The organism is Citrobacter sp. MGH 55, from assembly GCF_016906145.1.
Lineage (GTDB): Bacteria > Pseudomonadota > Gammaproteobacteria > Enterobacterales > Enterobacteriaceae > Citrobacter_A > Citrobacter_A amalonaticus.
In genome coordinates, this window is the sequence record NZ_CP070239.1 from 4,321,707 (window position 1) to 4,337,675 (window position 15,969).

Sequence of the window (15,969 nt, forward strand, 5' to 3'; positions counted from 1 at the left end):
TTTCATTGGCTGTATGGGGAAATATACCAAGTGAATATACCAACACTATACCAACAGCCAAAAAAACAAAGGGGTTACCTTTCGGTAACCCCTTGTTTAATCTGGCGGAAGCGCAGAGATTCGAACTCTGGAACCCTTTCGGGTCGCCGGTTTTCAAGACCGGTGCCTTCAACCGCTCGGCCACACTTCCGGAATGAGGCGCACTATAAACATCCCGATGCGCTGTGTAAAGCCCGAATGTGTTCGTTTGCCTGAAAAACAGTCAAAATGCTGTTAATAGCCTGAAATAACAACAGATTGACCATTTATTCAGCACGACACTCATACTTTATCAGCTATTTACTGTTACCCACGATGAAACCTGATTTAGATCAAATGAGTAAAGATGGGTAAAAGCGCTGTGTCGTCGTCTGTGTTTTCATTATCCTCCATCATTAATTACATCTGTCATAAGAGAGTGACTCATGGATCGTATTGTTAGTTCATCACATGACCGTACATCGCTACTTAGCACGCACAAAGTTCTGCGCAATACCTATTTTCTGCTGAGCCTGACGCTGGCATTTTCGGCGATCACCGCCACCGCCAGCACCGTGCTGATGCTGCCTTCTCCGGGTCTGATTCTGACGCTGGTGGGGATGTACGGGCTGATGTTCCTGACCTATAAAACGGCGAACAAGCCAAGCGGTATTATTTCCGCGTTTGCCTTCACTGGTTTCCTCGGTTACATCCTTGGGCCGATTCTGAACGCTTACCTGTCCGCTGGAATGGGCGACGTGATCGGTATGGCGCTGGGCGGCACCGCGCTGGTGTTCTTCTGCTGCTCCGCCTATGTGCTGACCACCCGCAAAGACATGTCCTGCCTCGGCGGCATGCTGATGGCCGGTATTGTGGTGGTACTGATTGGTATGGTTGCTAACATCTTCCTGCAACTGCCAGCGCTGCACCTGGCGATCAGCGCGGTGTTTATCCTGATTTCTTCAGGCGCAATCCTGTTTGAAACCAGCAACATCATCCGTGGCGGTGAAACCAACTACATCCGCGCAACGGTTAGCCTCTACGTTTCGCTGTACAACATCTTTGTCAGCCTGCTCAGCATTTTGGGCTTCGCCAGCCGCGATTAACGGCAATCAGGCATGACACCCGGCCCCGCTTATGCGGGGCTTTGTTTTTTGGTAAACTGCCGCCAGGTTGTCTAACGCAGTGAAGAATTATGTTGATCTTTGAAGGTAAAGAAATCGCTACCGACGCCGACGGCTATCTGAAAGATAGCGCGCAGTGGAGCGAGCCGATGGCGGTGGTCATTGCTGAAAACGAGGGAATTATCCTCTCCCCGGAACACTGGGAAGTGGTGCGTTTTGTGCGCGACTTTTATCTGGAGTTTAATACCTCGCCTGCGATTCGTATGTTAGTCAAAGCGATGGCGAATAAGTTTGGCGAGGAGAAAGGCAACAGCCGTTATCTGTATCGTCTGTTTCCAAAAGGCCCGGCAAAACAGGCCACTAAAATTGCTGGCCTGCCAAAACCGGTGAAGTGTATTTAATAACGAATACTAAAACCGGTAAACGCCTCTCGAGGACGGTGCGGCTCACTCAGGACTCTGTCTACCCGGGCAGAACGCGGGCCGCCGTCCTTGAGCCATTTCAGTAATTTGTCGACCTGCTCCGCTTCGCCGCTGGCAACCACCTCCACGCTGCCATCATCCCTGTTCCTTGCGTAACCGGTTAAGCTCAGACGCCGTGCCTCCTGCTGCGTGGTATAGCGAAATCCCACGCCCTGAACCCGGCCATAAACCCACGCGATAATGCAGACTCTCGACATTGTTATTCTCCTTCACATCCTCGGGCGCGTTGCAAATCCGGGTAAAACTCAGGACAATGGCGCCCATTTCTTTGATTCGACAGAACCGTTAATTATGAGTGTACGTTTAGTGTTAGCCAAAGGGCGCGAAAAATCATTACTTCGCCGTCATCCGTGGGTCTTTTCTGGTGCCGTTGCCCGTATGGAAGGTAAAGCCAACCTCGGTGAAACCATCGACATTGTTGACCATCAGGGTAAATGGTTAGCCCGTGGCGCCTTTTCCCCGGCGTCGCAAATCCGCGCACGCGTCTGGACCTTCGACAAGAACGAGTCTGTCGATATCGCCTTCTTCACCCGCCGTCTGCAACAGGCGCAGCAATGGCGCGACTGGCTGGCGAAAAAAGATGGTCTGGACAGCTATCGTTTGATCGCCGGAGAATCCGACGGCTTGCCGGGCATAACCATCGACCGCTTCGGTCATTTCCTGGTGCTGCAACTGCTCAGCGCTGGCGCGGAATATCAGCGTGCCGCATTGATTAGCGCGCTGCAAGCGCTCTACCCGGAATGTGCGATTTATGACCGTAGCGATGTCGCGGTACGTAAAAAAGAGGGGATGGAGCTGACGCAAGGCCCGGTCACCGGTGAGATCCCCCCTGCACTGCTGCCAATTGAAGAGCACGGTATGAAGCTGCTGGTGGATATCCAGGGCGGTCACAAAACCGGTTATTACCTCGATCAGCGTGACAGCCGTCTGGCGACGCGCCGTTATGTCGAAAACCAGCGGGTGCTCAATTGTTTCTCCTACACCGGAGGTTTTGCTGTTTCTGCGCTGATGGGCGGTTGCCGTCAGGTGATCAGCGTCGATACCTCCCAGGAAGCGCTGGATATTGCGAAACAGAACGTTGAACTCAACAAACTCGATCTCAGCAAGGCAGAATTTGTCCGTGACGATGTCTTTAAACTGTTACGAACCTATCGCGATCGTGGCGAAAAGTTTGATGTCATCGTGATGGATCCGCCGAAGTTTGTCGAAAACAAAAGCCAGTTGATGGGGGCATGTCGGGGTTACAAGGATATCAACATGCTGGCGATCCAGTTGCTGAATCCGGGCGGCGTGCTGTTGACGTTCTCCTGTTCCGGCCTGATGACAACAGATTTATTTCAGAAAATCATCGCCGATGCCGCAATTGATGCGGGGCGTGATGTACAATTTATAGAGCAGTTCCGTCAGGCCGCCGATCATCCCGTGATCGCTACCTACCCGGAAGGGCTGTATCTGAAAGGGTTTGCCTGTCGCGTCATGTAACTTGAAAAGTGGAATTTTACCCTCATATCGAGAGTAATGATTTCCCGGGAGGTGACTATGATTGCCAGCAAATTCGGTATCGGCCAGCAGGTCCGCCATTCCCTGTTAGGATATCTCGGAGTGGTCGTGGATATCGACCCGGTCTATTCGCTTGCAGAGCCGTCACCTGATGAGTTGGCGGTCAACGACGAGCTTCGCGCCGCTCCGTGGTATCACGTGGTGATGGAAGATGATGACGGTCGTCCAGTGCATACCTATCTTGCCGAAGCGCAGCTAAGCAGCGAAACGCAGGACGAGCATCCTGAACAGCCTTCGATGGATGAGCTTGCTCAGACCATTCGTAAACAGTTGCAGGCTCCTCGCCTGCGTAACTGATCCTTGCCAGGGCCCGATGGCGCATTGCTTCTCGGGCCTGTCTTCTTTCGGACGCCAGACTCGTCAACTTACTTCGTTAACCCCAGTCGTGGGATCTCAATCGCCGGGCAGCGATCCATCACCACCATCAATCCCGCTTCGCGCGCCAGCACCGCAGCCTGCTCATTAATCACGCCCAATTGCATCCACAGCGTTTTCGCGCCAATCGCAATCGCTTCCTGAGCGACGCCCCATGCCGCTTCTGAATTACGGAACACATCCACCATATCCACTTTTTCCGGCACGTCCGCCAGCGTCGCGTAGCCCTGCTGCCCTAACAAGGTTTTACCGGCAACCTTCGGAGAAACCGGAATCACGTGATAGCCCTGATCGAGTAAATACTTCATCACGCGGTAGCTTGGACGGTCAGGCTTATCGCTTGCGCCAACCAACGCAATGGTTCGGGTCGAGGTTAAAATGCCAGCAATATCGGTCTCTTTCATCATCATTCTCCAGGCTGTTTTGCAAAGTGTACGACAATCCTGACAACCCAACCATGCGTCCCACCCGTAAGTATGAGAGCAAAACGCCAAAATATGTCTATATGTTAGTAAACATGATTATCGAAAAATTTTGATACATTGTTACCGGGCGGTCTTTGGACAGGAGAACCCTATGAAAACCGGCACTGTGACCCTGATGATAGCCCTCTGCTTGCCGGTCACGGTTTTCGCTACCACTCTTCGTCTTTCAACCGACATTGACCTGCTGGTACTGGACGGCAAAAAGGTCTCCAGTTCACTCCTGCGCGGCGCGGACAGCATTGAGCTCGATAATGGGCCCCATCAACTTGTTTTTCGGGTTGAGAAGACAATCCGCCTCCCCAGCCATGCAGAACAGCTCTACATTTCCCCGCCGCTGGTGATCAGTTTTGACACTCAGCGCGTGGAGCAGGTTAATTTTCACCTTCCGCGCCTGGAAAGCGACCGCGACGCCAGCCATTTTGACGTGGCGCCACGGCTGGAATTACTGGATGGCAATGCGATGCCGATCCCGGTACAACTGGATATCCTCGCCATTACCTCAAAAACTAAAGCCATTGATTTTGAGGCAGAAACGGAGCGCTACAATAAATCGGCAAAACGTGCTTCCTTACCCCAGTTCGCGACGATGATGGCCGACGACAGCACTCTGCTGTCGGGGGTCTCAGAGCTGGATACCATCCCGCCGCAATCTCAGACGCTCACAGAACAGCGTCTGAAATACTGGTTTCGCCAGGCGGACCCGCAAACGCGTAATAGCTTTCTGCAATGGGCGGAGAAACAGCCCTCGTCCTGATGTTTTGTTCCGTCCGGCTTTTTTTTCGTCTTTCTCTTGCAGCATCAGGCACATTCAGTACTCTGTAGCAAAACCCACAATGGAACTGAATGATGGAACTGACGACTCGCACTTTGCCGGCGCGTAAGCACATTGCGCTGGTTGCACACGATCACTGCAAAAAGATGTTGATGAGCTGGGTAGAACGCCACCAGCCGTTGCTGGAAAAACATGTGCTCTACGCCACCGGGACGACCGGAAATCTTATTCAACGCGCGACGGGTATGGACGTTAACGCCATGCTGAGCGGTCCGATGGGCGGCGATCAGCAGGTTGGCGCATTGATTTCTGAAGGGAAAATTGATGTGCTGATTTTCTTTTGGGATCCGCTTAACGCGGTTCCGCACGATCCGGATGTGAAAGCGTTGCTGCGCCTGGCGACCGTCTGGAATATCCCTGTCGCCACCAACGTCGCCACGGCGGATTTCATTATCCAGTCGCCACACTTCAATGATGCCGTTGACGTGCTCATTCCGGACTATCCGCGTTATCTGGCTGAGCGCCTCAAGTAATCCCGCGCAGGCGACGGGCGTCGCCTGTTGCTTACGGTTTTCTTACCACCGGCACGTCCAGGTCTTTGAGATCCTCCACGAAGCGTGAGGGGGTCGCTTTGTTGTACAGCAGCCAGACCCGATGGCGGGCGCGGGTCAGGGCAACGTAAAGCAACCGCCGCTCTTCCGCATCCGGAAAATCTTCCACGACCGGCAGCAACGCCTCTTCCATGATGGATTCACGCGCCGGTGCCGGGAAACCATCGCTCCCTTCCTGTAGCCCGACAATGATAACGTAATCCGCCTGTTGCCCCTTGCTGGCGTGGATGGTCATGAAATCAAGTTGTAGCTTAGGCCAACGGGTTGCCGCCTTTTCGAGACTGGCCGGTTTCAGATGGTGATAACGCGCCAGCACCAGAATCCGCTCGTCGGCTTTCGCATAACCGGAAAGCTTATCCAGCAACGCATCAAGCTGCGTGTCATCCAGCAACGTAACGGCTTTCTTATCTCCCGTCGTCAGACTATTAAGCGGTTTCTTGAGCTGATGTGGGTTCTGCTGAATAAAGCGGTTAGCGATTTCGCCAATGCGGTTGTTGAAACGGTAGGTGGTGTCGAGATCGCAACGGTCACCGTCGCCGAAGGTCTGATGAAATGCGGTCGTTAAGGAAAGCTGCGCACCGCTAAAACGGTAAATAGCCTGCCAGTCATCCCCGACGGCGAACAACGTGGTATGGCTATTTTGCTTACGCAATGCAGCCAGCAGCGCGGCACGCTGCGGGGAGATATCCTGAAACTCATCTACCAGAATATGCTTCCACGGACTCACAAAACGCCCTTTTTCCAGAATCACTATGGCCTGATGAATCAGACCGGAAAAATCGACGGCATTTTCCGCTTTCAGCGCGCTTTTCCAGGCCTTCAGCAAAGGGGCCATCAGCTTTACGCGCTTGCTGAACAGATCCCGGATCTCTTCCGGTGCGCAGGCGATCATTTCAGCCTGGGCACCACCATGCATACGCATCAGGCTCACCCAGCGATCCAGACGCGAGGCCAGACGACGCTGTAGTTTTTCATCGTCCCAGAAATTACCTTCCGGCACTGTCCACTGCATCTCCTTTTCCAGCCACTGTCGCCAGCCCTTCGCCTGCGCTTTTTTCTCGCTGCATTGCTGACGCCAGGTGCTGATAAACAGTTTATTTCGCGCGGCGGTATCATTTTCCAGCTTACTGATGGTCGGCACTTTTTTGCTGCCCTGCTGGATGATATGCAGCGCCAGAGCATGGAACGTCCGCGCCGTTATCTCCTCGGTATGCAGCCGCTCGCGGATACGCTCGTCCATTTCCTGCGCCGCTTTACGGCCAAAAGCCAACAGCAGGATCTGATCTGCGGCCGCTTCGCCCCGCGCCAGCAGCCAGCCCGCCCGCGCCACCAGCACGGATGTTTTACCGCTACCGGCCCCAGCCAGCACCAGCAAAGAATGCTCGCCATTAACGACCGCTCTGGCCTGAGCCGGATTGAGCGGCGATGACTCCACCTGCTGGAAAAAATCGGCGTATTCCGTCAACATCGTTTCGGTATACGCCTGGTTATGCTGCAGGCGACATGCCTCGATATCTTTCAGCCACGCCTGGCACTGTCGCAGCGCATCGCGACAGTTATCAAACTCTTCCAGCCGATTAACCGGTAACGGCAGCGCAGCAAACGCCCGCAGGATCTGTTGCTGTAATCCCGTCGTCTGCTCGCGCGTCAGCCAGGCATTTTGCCCGGTTCGGGCTGCAATCAAATCCAGTTGCTCCTGCAGTACGCCAGCCGCAACTTCACTCATCTCCTGGCTCCACTGCTGCCAGCGGCTATTCAGATGGTGATGGAAGCGCTGAGTTTCTGCCCACTCGGTGCCATGCAGTCGCACCACTTTTTCGTCCGGCAGCACAAATTCCAGCTCACCCCACACCAGCCCGCGCTTACAATGAATCGCCAGTAACTGATTGAAGGGAATGAGATATTCATGGCGATCGCCCGATACCTTAATGCCGGCATTAAGGATCACCGCCCGATCATACGGGTGTTGCGCCAGACGTTTACCAATAGACGTTGCTTTCAGTTCCATGACTCAGCCGATCCAGACAAAGCGTATTTCTTCTCAGTGTAACCGCCAGAGAATACGTGCTCCAGCCCAAAAAAACGTTACAATTGCCGGAAATCACAGAAAACCAGAATCAATCGAGGGTTTATGCGTACCGTTCTGAATATTTTGAATTTTGTGTTGGGGGGTTTTGCCACCACGCTGTCCTGGTTCCTGGCAACGCTGGTCAGTATAGTGCTGATCTTCACCCTGCCGCTCACCCGCTCATGCTGGGAAATCACCAGGTTGTCGCTGCTGCCTTACGGAAACGAAGCGGTTCATATTGATGAACTGGATCCGGCGGGTAAAAGTGTGCTGATGAATACGGGCGGGACGCTGCTGAATATTTTCTGGCTGATCTTCTTCGGCTGGTGGCTGTGTCTGATGCACATCGCCGCAGGTATCACCCAGTGCATCACGATCATTGGTATTCCGGTTGGCATTGCGAACTTTAAGATAGCCGCGATTGCACTCTGGCCAGTGGGACGTCGGGTTGTCTCCGTAGAAGTCGCACGTGCAGCACGCGAAGCGAACGCCCGTCGCCGTTTTGAGTCATCAGGACGCTAAGTCAGTATGTTAAGTCCCCTGCTTCGCCGCTATACCTGGAACAGCACCTGGCTGTATTACGTGCGTATTTTTATCGCCCTCTGCGGAACAACAGCGCTGCCCTGGTGGTTGGGTGATGTCAAACTGACCATCCCCCTGACGCTGGGGATGGTGGCAGCGGCGCTGACCGATCTGGACGATCGTCTCGCGGGTCGTCTGCGCAACCTGATCATTACGCTAATCTGCTTTTTTATCGCCTCTGCGTCAGTCGAGCTACTGTTTCCTTACCCATGGCTGTTCGCCATCGGACTGACGCTCTCTACCAGCGGTTTTATCCTGCTCGGCGGTTTAGGGCAGCGTTATGCGACGATTGCCTTTGGCGCATTGCTGATCGCCATTTACACCATGCTTGGGGCGTCGTTGTACGCCCAATGGTATCAGCAACCGCTTCTGCTGCTGGCGGGCGCTATCTGGTACAACGGGCTGACGCTTATCGGCCATTTGCTGTTCCCAATTCGTCCCTTGCAGGACAATCTGGCACGCAGCTATGAGCAACTGGCGCACTATCTGGAGCTGAAGTCACGGCTTTTTGACCCGGATATTGAAAATGAAAGCCAGGCACCGCTTTATGACTTAGCGCTGGCCAACGGCCAACTGATGGCGACACTGAATCAGACGAAAGTGTCCCTGTTGACTCGCCTGCGCGGCGACCGGGGGCAGCGCGGCACACGGCGAACTCTGCATTACTACTTTGTGGCGCAGGATATTCATGAGCGCGCCAGCTCCTCGCATATTCAATACCAGACGCTACGTGACCATTTCCGTCACAGCGACGTGATGTTTCGCTTTCAACGCCTGATGTCGATGCAGGGCCAGGCCTGTCTGCAACTGTCGCGCTGTATTTTGTTGCGCGTCCCCTATCAGCACGATCCGCATTTTGAACGCGCCTTCACGCATCTCGACGCCGCGCTTGAGCGAATGCGGGCAAACGGCGCCTCCGCCGATCTGCTGAAAACGCTGGGATTTTTACTGGCTAATTTGCGCGCCATCGATGCACAACTGGCAACAATTGAATCAGAACAGGCGCAGGCTATGCCGCGTAACGAATCGGAGAGCCAGCTCGCCGATGACAGTCCGCACGGGTTCAGCGATATCTGGCTGCGTCTGAGTCGTAACTTTACCCCCGAATCGGCGCTGTTTCGCCATGCGGTCAGGATGTCTCTGGTTTTGTGCGTCGGCTACGCGATCATTCAGATAACCGGTATGCATCACGGTTACTGGATCCTGCTGACCAGCCTGTTTGTTTGTCAGCCAAACTACAACGCCACGCGGCACCGCCTGGCGCTGAGGATTATCGGTACGCTGGTCGGGGTGGCGATTGGTATCCCGATTTTATGGTTTGTTCCGTCGCTGGAAGGTCAGCTTATTTTACTGGTGATCACCGGCGTTCTGTTCTTTGCCTTTCGCAACGTCCAGTATGCCCACGCCACTATGTTTATCACGCTGCTGGTCCTGCTGTGCTTCAACTTGCTCGGCGAAGGGTTTGAAGTCGCCCTCCCCAGGGTGATTGATACGCTCATCGGCTGCGCCATCGCCTGGGCGGCAGTGAGCTTTATCTGGCCGGACTGGCGTTTCCGAAACCTCCCGCGAGTGATGGAAAGAGCGACCGATGCAAACTGTCGTTATCTTGACGCCATCCTGGAGCAGTACCATCAGGGACGCGATAATCGACTGGCGTATCGGATTGCCCGTCGCGATGCCCATAACCGCGATGCTGAGCTGGCCTCCGTGGTGTCGAATATGTCCAGCGAGCCCGACGTGACGGCACAAACACGTGAGGCCGCGTTCCGTTTACTCTGCCTCAATCATACATTCACCAGTTATATTTCTGCTTTAGGTGCGCATCGTGAGCAACTCACCAACCCCGACGTGCTGGCTTTGCTGGACGATGCGGTCTGTTATGTCGATGATGCGCTGCATCATCTCCCGGCCGATGAAGCGCGCGTGCAGCAAGCTCTCGCCGAACTGAAACAGCGCATTCAACAGCTTGAGCCACGTCCGGACAGCAAAGAACCACTGGTGATTCAGCAGGTCGGTTTACTGGTGGCCCTGCTGCCGGAAATGGGGCGGCTACAACGGCAAATCACTCACTCTTCTCCACCGACATCGGCACCGGCGAAAGCGACTTAACCCACAGAGCAAGCTCCTGGCGGCGTATCGCCGGGAGCGCCGCTTCATGAATGCCATAAATAGCCCCTTCAAGATTAAACAGCACCTTGTCAGTGATGGATTTGTTCATTTGTCGCAGTCGCAACCAGCACATTTTAGCGCCCAGCATTCGCAGGGTGGCGACGTCGTAGATCCCCGCTTCATTCAGTAAACTCTCCAGATGAAAGGTCATATTGGGGAGATCCTTAAGCCGCTGCTGAGTACTGCGGGACAATTTCTCCTGCAACGCGGCATCCAGCGAAAACTTCGACAACTGGATCAACTGTTGCTGGTCGCGCCAAAGAGTGTCATCAACCTGATAATAATTAAGCATGACCGGACGCCCGCGTTTAAGAAACGTCAGCCAGACCGGGGAATGTTGCACGCAATACTGTACGCTTTGCTCACAGGCACGCAGATAGAGCTCCCCATTGGCAACCATCGCAAAGACGGTATTCCTGATTGTCAGACTGTAACTGCCAAACAGTGAGCGGAAGTGGATCGTCCCCAGAGAAGATAAATATTCCTGTGATTTATAGATCCTGTCATAGGAGTGAATTTTCATAAAATTCCCTTTTAAATCATAAACTAAAAGAATGATTTGCCGTCACGAATCCGTTAATGACGAAAATAGGCAACTTATTCTCAAGGGGCAAGCTGAATTTCGTTTTTACCGCTACCATGAATAAAAATTGCGAGTCTCTTTCCGAAAATAAAGTTGATCTTTCACGACATCAGGGTTACTGTACATCCATACAGTAACTCACAGGGCTGGATTGATTATGTACACTTCAGGCTACGCAAATCGTTCTCCGTCATTCTCTTCCACATCGAACACGATGGCGCGCGTCTCTTCCGAGAAAGTGTCCACCGGGCTTATCAGCGAAGTGGTCTACCGCGAAGACCAGCCCATGATGACGCAGTTACTGCTGCTACCGCTTCTTCAGCAGTTAGGACAGCAATCGCGCTGGCAGCTCTGGCTGACACCACAACAGAAGCTGAGCCGTGAATGGGTTCAGTCTGCCGGGCTTCCGCTAACTAAAGTGATGCAAATTAACCAACTGTCCCCCTGCCATACGCTGGAATCAATGGTTCGTGCATTGCGCACGGGCAACTACAGCGTGGTAATTGGCTGGCTGACAGAAGAATTAACAGAAGAAGAACATGCTGAATTGGTTAAGGCGGCAGATGAAGGAAATGCGATGGGATTTATCATGCGTCCCGTGAATGCGCACACTCATGCCAGGAGACAGCAAACCGGGCTAAAAATTCACTCAAATTTGTATCATTGAGTAAATTTAGGATTTATCCTGGAATTTTTTTTCCTCCTCGACCTTCACATTGAGGACTAACGTTTTTTTTCTGTGAACGCTTGGCGCACGCGGTTCCCGCGAAATCTGGCGATAAATTCTGATGCGCCAAATGTTAAATATTATGTATACAAGCTTTTTTTTTTCATATGCCTGACAGAGTTCACACTTGTAAGTTTTCAACTACGTTGTAGACTTTACATCGCCAGGGGTGCTCGGCGTAAGCCGCAGATATCGGTAGAGTAACTATTGAACTACTCCCCCGGTGAAGGATTTAACCGTGTTATCTCGTTGGAGATATTCATGGCGTATTTTGGATGATAACGAGGCGCAAAAAATGAAAAAGACAGCTATCGCGATTGCAGTGGCACTGGCTGGTTTCGCTACCGTAGCGCAGGCCGCTCCGAAAGATAACACCTGGTACACTGGTGCTAAACTGGGCTGGTCCCAGTACCATGACACTGGTTTCATCAACAACAACGGTCCGACCCACGAAAACCAACTGGGTGCCGGTGCGTTCGGTGGTTACCAGGTTAACCCGTATGTTGGCTTTGAAATGGGTTACGACTGGTTAGGTCGTATGCCGTACAAAGGCGACAACATCAACGGCGCTTACAAAGCTCAGGGCGTTCAGCTGACCGCTAAACTGGGTTACCCAATCACTGACGATCTGGACATCTACACTCGTCTGGGTGGTATGGTATGGCGTGCAGACACCAAGGCTAACGAACCTGGTGGCGCTTCCTTTAAAGACCACGATACTGGCGTATCCCCAGTATTCGCAGGTGGTGTTGAGTACGCAATTACTCCTGAAATCGCTACCCGTCTGGAATACCAGTGGACCAACAACATCGGTGACGCTAACACCATCGGTACTCGTCCAGACAACGGTCTGCTGAGCGTAGGTGTTTCTTACCGTTTCGGTCAGCAGGAACAAGCTGCTCCGATCGTAGCGCCGGCGCCGGCTCCGGCTCCTGAAGTACAGACCAAACACTTCACTCTGAAGTCTGACGTTCTGTTCAACTTCAACAAAGCGACTCTGAAACCAGAAGGCCAGCAGGCTCTGGATCAGATGTACAGCCAGCTGAGCAACCTGGATCCGAAAGACGGTTCCGTAGTGGTTCTGGGCTTCACGGACCGCATCGGTTCTGACGCTTACAACCAGGGTCTGTCTGAGAAACGTGCTCAGTCTGTTGTTGATTACCTGATCTCTAAAGGTATCCCGGCTGACAAGATCTCCGCACGTGGTATGGGCGAATCCAACCCGGTTACTGGCAACACCTGTGACAACGTGAAAGCTCGCGCTGCACTGATCGACTGCCTGGCCCCGGATCGTCGCGTTGAGATCGAAGTTAAAGGCATCAAAGACGTTGTAACTCAGCCGCAGGCTTAAGTTTCCGTCTTATGAAAAACCCCGCGCTGCGGGGTTTTTTTTKGCTGTCAGCAAAACAGCTTTGATGAAAACCAGTCACTCTTTGCCTAACAGCGCCTGCAGATCCTGCTTTAGCGAAGACATCTTGTTAGCGTACTTCTCTTTATTCTCTGCATCTTCAATCAGCTGCACTACGGTCTCTGATAGCGTTTTGCCTCGCCGCTGTGCCAGCCCTGCCAGTCTCTGCCAGACAATAAATTCCAGATCGATAGATTTCTTTCGCGTGTGCTGATGCTCAGCATTGAAATGACGTTTACGCCGCGCGCGTATCGTCTGTTTCATGCGGTTTTGCAGCGCGGGACTCATATGTTCGTCAATCCAGAGATTGACCCGCACCGGTTCATTTTCCAGCGTAAGCAACAAATCCACGGCCTCCTGGGCTGCACTGGCCTCCACATAACGGGTTATTAATTCCCCTTCGCGATGCTTCTTCACCAGGTACTTCCACTTCCAACCGCTTTCAAGATTCTCAAGTTGTTGATATTTCATGGCGATCTCAATGTTACCGTGTCACTCTTATCAGAATATCAGCTTTTTTAGCATCTGAAGAAAAGAATCTTCAGGCTGTGAGCCACTCTGCAGCCTCCTGTGCGTTTGCCATCGCATTCCACGTGTGAAGCGCGGACGGTTACGCTATAATCGCGTCTTTTACAACAGACTAAAAAACATCAACTTTGACCATTACGAAACTTGCATGGCGTGACCTTGTCCCTGATACCGAAAGCTATCAGGAGATTTTTGCACAGCCACATGTCACTGAAGAAAACGACACATTACTGAGTGATACTCAACCACGTTTGCAATTTGCCCTGGAGCAATTGTTACAGCCCAGAGCCTCATCCCCTTTCATGCTGGCCAAAGCACCCGAAGAGCTTGAGTATCTTAATCTTCTTGCCGATGCCGCACGTGCCTTGCAGCACAATGCCGGTCACCTGACGGGAGGTCATTACGAGATCTCTGGTCATACGATTCGCTATCGTGACGCTGAGCGGGAAGTGGATAATTTTTCTACCTTATCTCAGGTGGTGATTGCCGACTGGGTTGAGGCAGAGCAACTGTTTGGCTGCCTGCGTCAATTCAATGGCGACATCACGTTACAACCGGGACTGGTTCACCAGGCCAATGGCGGCGTGCTGGTTATCTCGCTGCGCACTCTGCTTGCACAACCTCTACTGTGGATGCGCCTGAAAGCGATTGTCAGCCGCGAACGCTTTGACTGGGTAGCCTTTGATGAATCACGTCCGCTACCAGTCTCTGTGCCGTCTATGCCGCTTAAACTGAAGGTGCTGTTAGTCGGTGAGCGCGAATCGCTGGCGGACTTCCAGGAGATGGAGCCCGAACTGGCCGAGCAGGCGATTTATAGCGAATTCGAAGATAACCTGCAGATTGTGGATGCAGAATCCATGACGCAGTGGTGCCAGTGGGTAACGTGGACCGCGAAACGTAATCAGTTGCCTTACCCGGCACCCGACGCCTGGGAAGTGCTGGTTCGCGAAGCGGTGCGCTATACCGGCGAACAGGATACGTTACCGCTCAATCCGCTGTGGATCATCAGGCAGTTCACGGAAGTCGCGCCGCTGTGCGAAAGCGAAACCTGCAGCGGTGAACAACTTAGCCTGATGCTTGCTCAGAGAGCGTGGCGTGAAGGGTTCCTGGCTGAACGCATGCAGGATGAGATCCTCCAGGAACAGATTCTGATCGAAACCGAGGGTGAGCGCGTGGGTCAGATCAACGCCCTGTCGGTGATTGAGTTTCCGGGTCACCCTCGCGCCTTCGGTGAACCTTCTCGCATTAGTTGCGTCGTGCACATCGGCGATGGCGAGTTCACAGACATTGAGCGGAAAGCAGAACTTGGCGGTAATATTCATGCTAAGGGGATGATGATCATGCAGGCGTTCCTGATGTCGGAGCTCCAGCTCGAACAACAGCTCCCCTTCTCGGCTTCGCTCACGTTTGAACAGTCCTACAGTGAAGTCGATGGCGATAGCGCGTCCATGGCGGAACTGTGTGCGCTCATCAGCGCCCTGTCAGATGTGCCGGTAAATCAGAACATCGCTGTTACCGGGTCGGTCGATCAGTTCGGTCGAGCCCAGCCGGTTGGTGGTTTAAATGAAAAAATTGAAGGCTTCTTCGCGATTTGCCAACAGCGTGAACTGACGGGTAAGCAAGGGGTGATTATCCCTTCTTCTAACGTCAGACACCTGAGCCTGCAACCCGAACTGTTACAGGCCGTTGAAGAAGAGAAGTTCACTATATGGGCGGTAGATGACGTGACCGACGCATTACCGCTGCTGTTAAATCTGGTGTGGGATGGCGAAGGCCAGATGACGCTGATGCAGACTATCCAGGAGCGTATCGCCCAGGCGACGCAACAGGAAGGACGTCACCGTTTTCCATGGCCGCTGCGTTGGCTGAACGGCTTTTTTCCTAACTGATCGGACTTGTTCAGCGTACACGTGTTAGCTATCCTGCGTGCTTCAATAAAATAAGGCTTACAGAGAACATGGTAGATAAACGCGAATCCTATACAAAAGAAGACCTTCTTGCCTCTGGTCGCGGTGAGCTGTTTGGTGCGAAAGGCCCGCAGTTGCCTGCTCCTAACATGCTGATGATGGACCGTGTCGTCAAAATGACCGAAACGGGCGGCAACTTCGACAAAGGTTATGTTGAGGCAGAGCTGGATATTAATCCGGATCTTTGGTTCTTCGGATGCCACTTCATCGGTGATCCGGTCATGCCGGGTTGTCTGGGGCTGGACGCAATGTGGCAGTTGGTTGGATTCTACCTCGGCTGGCTCGGCGGCGAAGGCAAAGGCCGCGCGCTGGGCGTAGGCGAAGTGAAGTTCACCGGTCAGGTGTTGCCTTCTGCGAAGAAAGTGACCTACCGTATCCACTTCAAACGCATCGTAAATCGCCGCCTGATCATGGGTCTGGCAGATGGTGAAGTGCTGGTGGATGGTCGTCTGATTTATACCGCAAACGATCTGAAAGTCGGGCTGTTCCAGGACACCTCTGCGTTCTGAT

The 15,969-nt window shown here is 53.1% G+C and carries 17 protein-coding genes and 1 tRNA gene; 12 read left to right on the forward strand and 6 right to left on the reverse strand.

The features are described 5' to 3' along the window. Positions 1-102 precede the first annotated feature (102 nt). Positions 103-190 (reverse strand) — tRNA-Ser (locus JTI98_RS17885). A 274-nt stretch (positions 191-464) separates the two neighbouring features. Here JTI98_RS17885 and yccA point away from each other — a divergent pair. Both yccA and tusE read left to right on the forward strand, forming a co-directional pair. Then, positions 465-1,124, forward strand: coding sequence for an FtsH protease modulator YccA (yccA, locus tag JTI98_RS17890; RefSeq protein ID WP_216081612.1), 660 nt, complete (start codon positions 465-467; stop codon positions 1,122-1,124). Positions 1,125-1,213: 89 nt separating this feature from the next. Next, positions 1,214-1,543, forward strand: a complete 330-nt coding sequence (gene tusE / locus JTI98_RS17895) for a sulfurtransferase TusE (RefSeq protein ID WP_043001148.1) — start codon at positions 1,214-1,216, stop codon at positions 1,541-1,543. Here tusE and yccX read toward each other — a convergent pair. Then, complete coding sequence (gene yccX / locus JTI98_RS17900; protein ID WP_043001149.1) at positions 1,540-1,821, reverse strand: acylphosphatase; 282 nt, start codon at positions 1,819-1,821, stop codon at positions 1,540-1,542. The two genes, tusE and yccX, sit on opposite strands and share 4 nt — an antisense overlap. Before the next feature lie 94 nt (positions 1,822-1,915). Between yccX and rlmI the strand changes: the two genes are divergently transcribed. Beyond that, entirely contained in the window at positions 1,916-3,106 is a 1,191-nt protein-coding gene (gene rlmI, locus JTI98_RS17905; protein WP_044256297.1) for a 23S rRNA (cytosine(1962)-C(5))-methyltransferase RlmI, read from the forward strand. A 57-nt stretch (positions 3,107-3,163) separates the two neighbouring features. Continuing rightward, a complete protein-coding gene (gene hspQ, locus JTI98_RS17910; RefSeq protein ID WP_042319966.1) occupies positions 3,164-3,481 on the forward strand; it encodes a heat shock protein HspQ in 318 nt (105 codons plus the stop codon). Between the two features lie 68 nt (positions 3,482-3,549). Here hspQ and JTI98_RS17915 read toward each other — a convergent pair whose 3' ends face one another. Further along, a complete protein-coding gene (locus tag JTI98_RS17915; protein ID WP_043001151.1) occupies positions 3,550-3,963 on the reverse strand; it encodes a CoA-binding protein in 414 nt (137 codons plus the stop codon). Between the two features lie 172 nt (positions 3,964-4,135). Between JTI98_RS17915 and JTI98_RS17920 the strand changes: the two genes are divergently transcribed. Further along, positions 4,136-4,798 carry a DUF2057 family protein gene (locus JTI98_RS17920; protein WP_043001152.1) on the forward strand — a complete coding sequence of 221 codons (663 nt, stop codon included), beginning with the start codon at positions 4,136-4,138 and terminating at the stop codon, positions 4,796-4,798. A gap of 92 nt (positions 4,799-4,890) precedes the next feature. Next, positions 4,891-5,349, forward strand: a complete 459-nt coding sequence (gene mgsA, locus JTI98_RS17925; RefSeq protein ID WP_044256300.1) for a methylglyoxal synthase — start codon at positions 4,891-4,893, stop codon at positions 5,347-5,349. Between the two features lie 31 nt (positions 5,350-5,380). On the opposite strand, the gene helD is transcribed toward mgsA, so the two are convergent. After that, positions 5,381-7,435 (reverse strand): DNA helicase IV, encoded by a 2,055-nt coding sequence (helD, locus tag JTI98_RS17930; protein ID WP_216081613.1) that lies wholly within the window; start codon positions 7,433-7,435, stop codon positions 5,381-5,383. A 123-nt stretch (positions 7,436-7,558) separates the two neighbouring features. Between helD and JTI98_RS17935 the strand changes: the two genes are divergently transcribed. Next, on the forward strand, positions 7,559-8,017 hold the full coding sequence (locus JTI98_RS17935) for a YccF domain-containing protein (protein ID WP_216081614.1): 459 nt from the start codon (positions 7,559-7,561) through the stop codon (positions 8,015-8,017). A 6-nt stretch (positions 8,018-8,023) separates the two neighbouring features. Beyond that, complete coding sequence (gene yccS, locus JTI98_RS17940) at positions 8,024-10,186, forward strand: YccS family putative transporter (RefSeq protein ID WP_046401452.1); 2,163 nt, start codon at positions 8,024-8,026, stop codon at positions 10,184-10,186. Here yccS and JTI98_RS17945 read toward each other — a convergent pair. Beyond that, a complete protein-coding gene (locus JTI98_RS17945) occupies positions 10,140-10,769 on the reverse strand; it encodes a TfoX/Sxy family DNA transformation protein (protein ID WP_216081615.1) in 630 nt (209 codons plus the stop codon). The two genes, yccS and JTI98_RS17945, sit on opposite strands and share 47 nt — an antisense overlap. Positions 10,770-10,986: 217 nt before the next feature. Here JTI98_RS17945 and sulA point away from each other — a divergent pair, with 217 nt between their 5' ends. Next, positions 10,987-11,496, forward strand: a complete 510-nt coding sequence (gene sulA / locus JTI98_RS17950) for an SOS-induced cell division inhibitor SulA (RefSeq protein ID WP_044256302.1) — start codon at positions 10,987-10,989, stop codon at positions 11,494-11,496. Positions 11,497-11,851: 355 nt separating this feature from the next. Next, positions 11,852-12,907 (forward strand): porin OmpA, encoded by a 1,056-nt coding sequence (ompA, locus tag JTI98_RS17955; protein WP_043001975.1) that lies wholly within the window; start codon positions 11,852-11,854, stop codon positions 12,905-12,907. 75 nt (positions 12,908-12,982) lie between these two features. On the opposite strand, the gene matP is transcribed toward ompA, so the two are convergent. Continuing rightward, positions 12,983-13,435 (reverse strand): macrodomain Ter protein MatP, encoded by a 453-nt coding sequence (matP, locus tag JTI98_RS17960; RefSeq protein ID WP_043001159.1) that lies wholly within the window; start codon positions 13,433-13,435, stop codon positions 12,983-12,985. A 185-nt stretch (positions 13,436-13,620) separates the two neighbouring features. On the opposite strand from matP, the gene JTI98_RS17965 reads away from it, so the two are divergent. Together JTI98_RS17965 and fabA are read left to right on the forward strand one after the other, a co-directional pair. Further along, positions 13,621-15,381: a Lon protease family protein gene (locus tag JTI98_RS17965; protein ID WP_216081616.1), complete on the forward strand. Its 1,761-nt coding sequence runs from the start codon at positions 13,621-13,623 to the stop codon at positions 15,379-15,381. A 68-nt stretch (positions 15,382-15,449) separates the two neighbouring features. After that, positions 15,450-15,968 (forward strand): bifunctional 3-hydroxydecanoyl-ACP dehydratase/trans-2-decenoyl-ACP isomerase, encoded by a 519-nt coding sequence (gene fabA / locus JTI98_RS17970; protein WP_013097260.1) that lies wholly within the window; start codon positions 15,450-15,452, stop codon positions 15,966-15,968. Position 15,969 lies beyond the last annotated feature (1 nt).

Bases quoted from the DNA above. Each gene is read 5' to 3' on its own strand.
- yccA (WP_216081612.1), top strand. From the start codon at position 465: ATGGATCGTATTGTTAGTTCATCACATGACCGTACATCGCTACTTAGC.
- tusE (WP_043001148.1), top strand. From the start codon at position 1,214: ATGTTGATCTTTGAAGGTAAAGAAATCGCTACCGACGCCGACGGCTAT.
- yccX (WP_043001149.1), bottom strand. From the start codon at position 1,821: ATGTCGAGAGTCTGCATTATCGCGTGGGTTTATGGCCGGGTTCAGGGC.
- rlmI (WP_044256297.1), top strand. From the start codon at position 1,916: ATGAGTGTACGTTTAGTGTTAGCCAAAGGGCGCGAAAAATCATTACTT.
- hspQ (WP_042319966.1), top strand. From the start codon at position 3,164: ATGATTGCCAGCAAATTCGGTATCGGCCAGCAGGTCCGCCATTCCCTG.
- JTI98_RS17915 (WP_043001151.1), bottom strand. From the start codon at position 3,963: ATGAAAGAGACCGATATTGCTGGCATTTTAACCTCGACCCGAACCATT.
- JTI98_RS17920 (WP_043001152.1), top strand. From the start codon at position 4,136: ATGAAAACCGGCACTGTGACCCTGATGATAGCCCTCTGCTTGCCGGTC.
- mgsA (WP_044256300.1), top strand. From the start codon at position 4,891: ATGGAACTGACGACTCGCACTTTGCCGGCGCGTAAGCACATTGCGCTG.
- helD (WP_216081613.1), bottom strand. From the start codon at position 7,435: ATGGAACTGAAAGCAACGTCTATTGGTAAACGTCTGGCGCAACACCCG.
- JTI98_RS17935 (WP_216081614.1), top strand. From the start codon at position 7,559: ATGCGTACCGTTCTGAATATTTTGAATTTTGTGTTGGGGGGTTTTGCC.
- yccS (WP_046401452.1), top strand. From the start codon at position 8,024: ATGTTAAGTCCCCTGCTTCGCCGCTATACCTGGAACAGCACCTGGCTG.
- JTI98_RS17945 (WP_216081615.1), bottom strand. From the start codon at position 10,769: ATGAAAATTCACTCCTATGACAGGATCTATAAATCACAGGAATATTTA.
- sulA (WP_044256302.1), top strand. From the start codon at position 10,987: ATGTACACTTCAGGCTACGCAAATCGTTCTCCGTCATTCTCTTCCACA.
- ompA (WP_043001975.1), top strand. From the start codon at position 11,852: ATGAAAAAGACAGCTATCGCGATTGCAGTGGCACTGGCTGGTTTCGCT.
- matP (WP_043001159.1), bottom strand. From the start codon at position 13,435: ATGAAATATCAACAACTTGAGAATCTTGAAAGCGGTTGGAAGTGGAAG.
- fabA (WP_013097260.1), top strand. From the start codon at position 15,450: ATGGTAGATAAACGCGAATCCTATACAAAAGAAGACCTTCTTGCCTCT.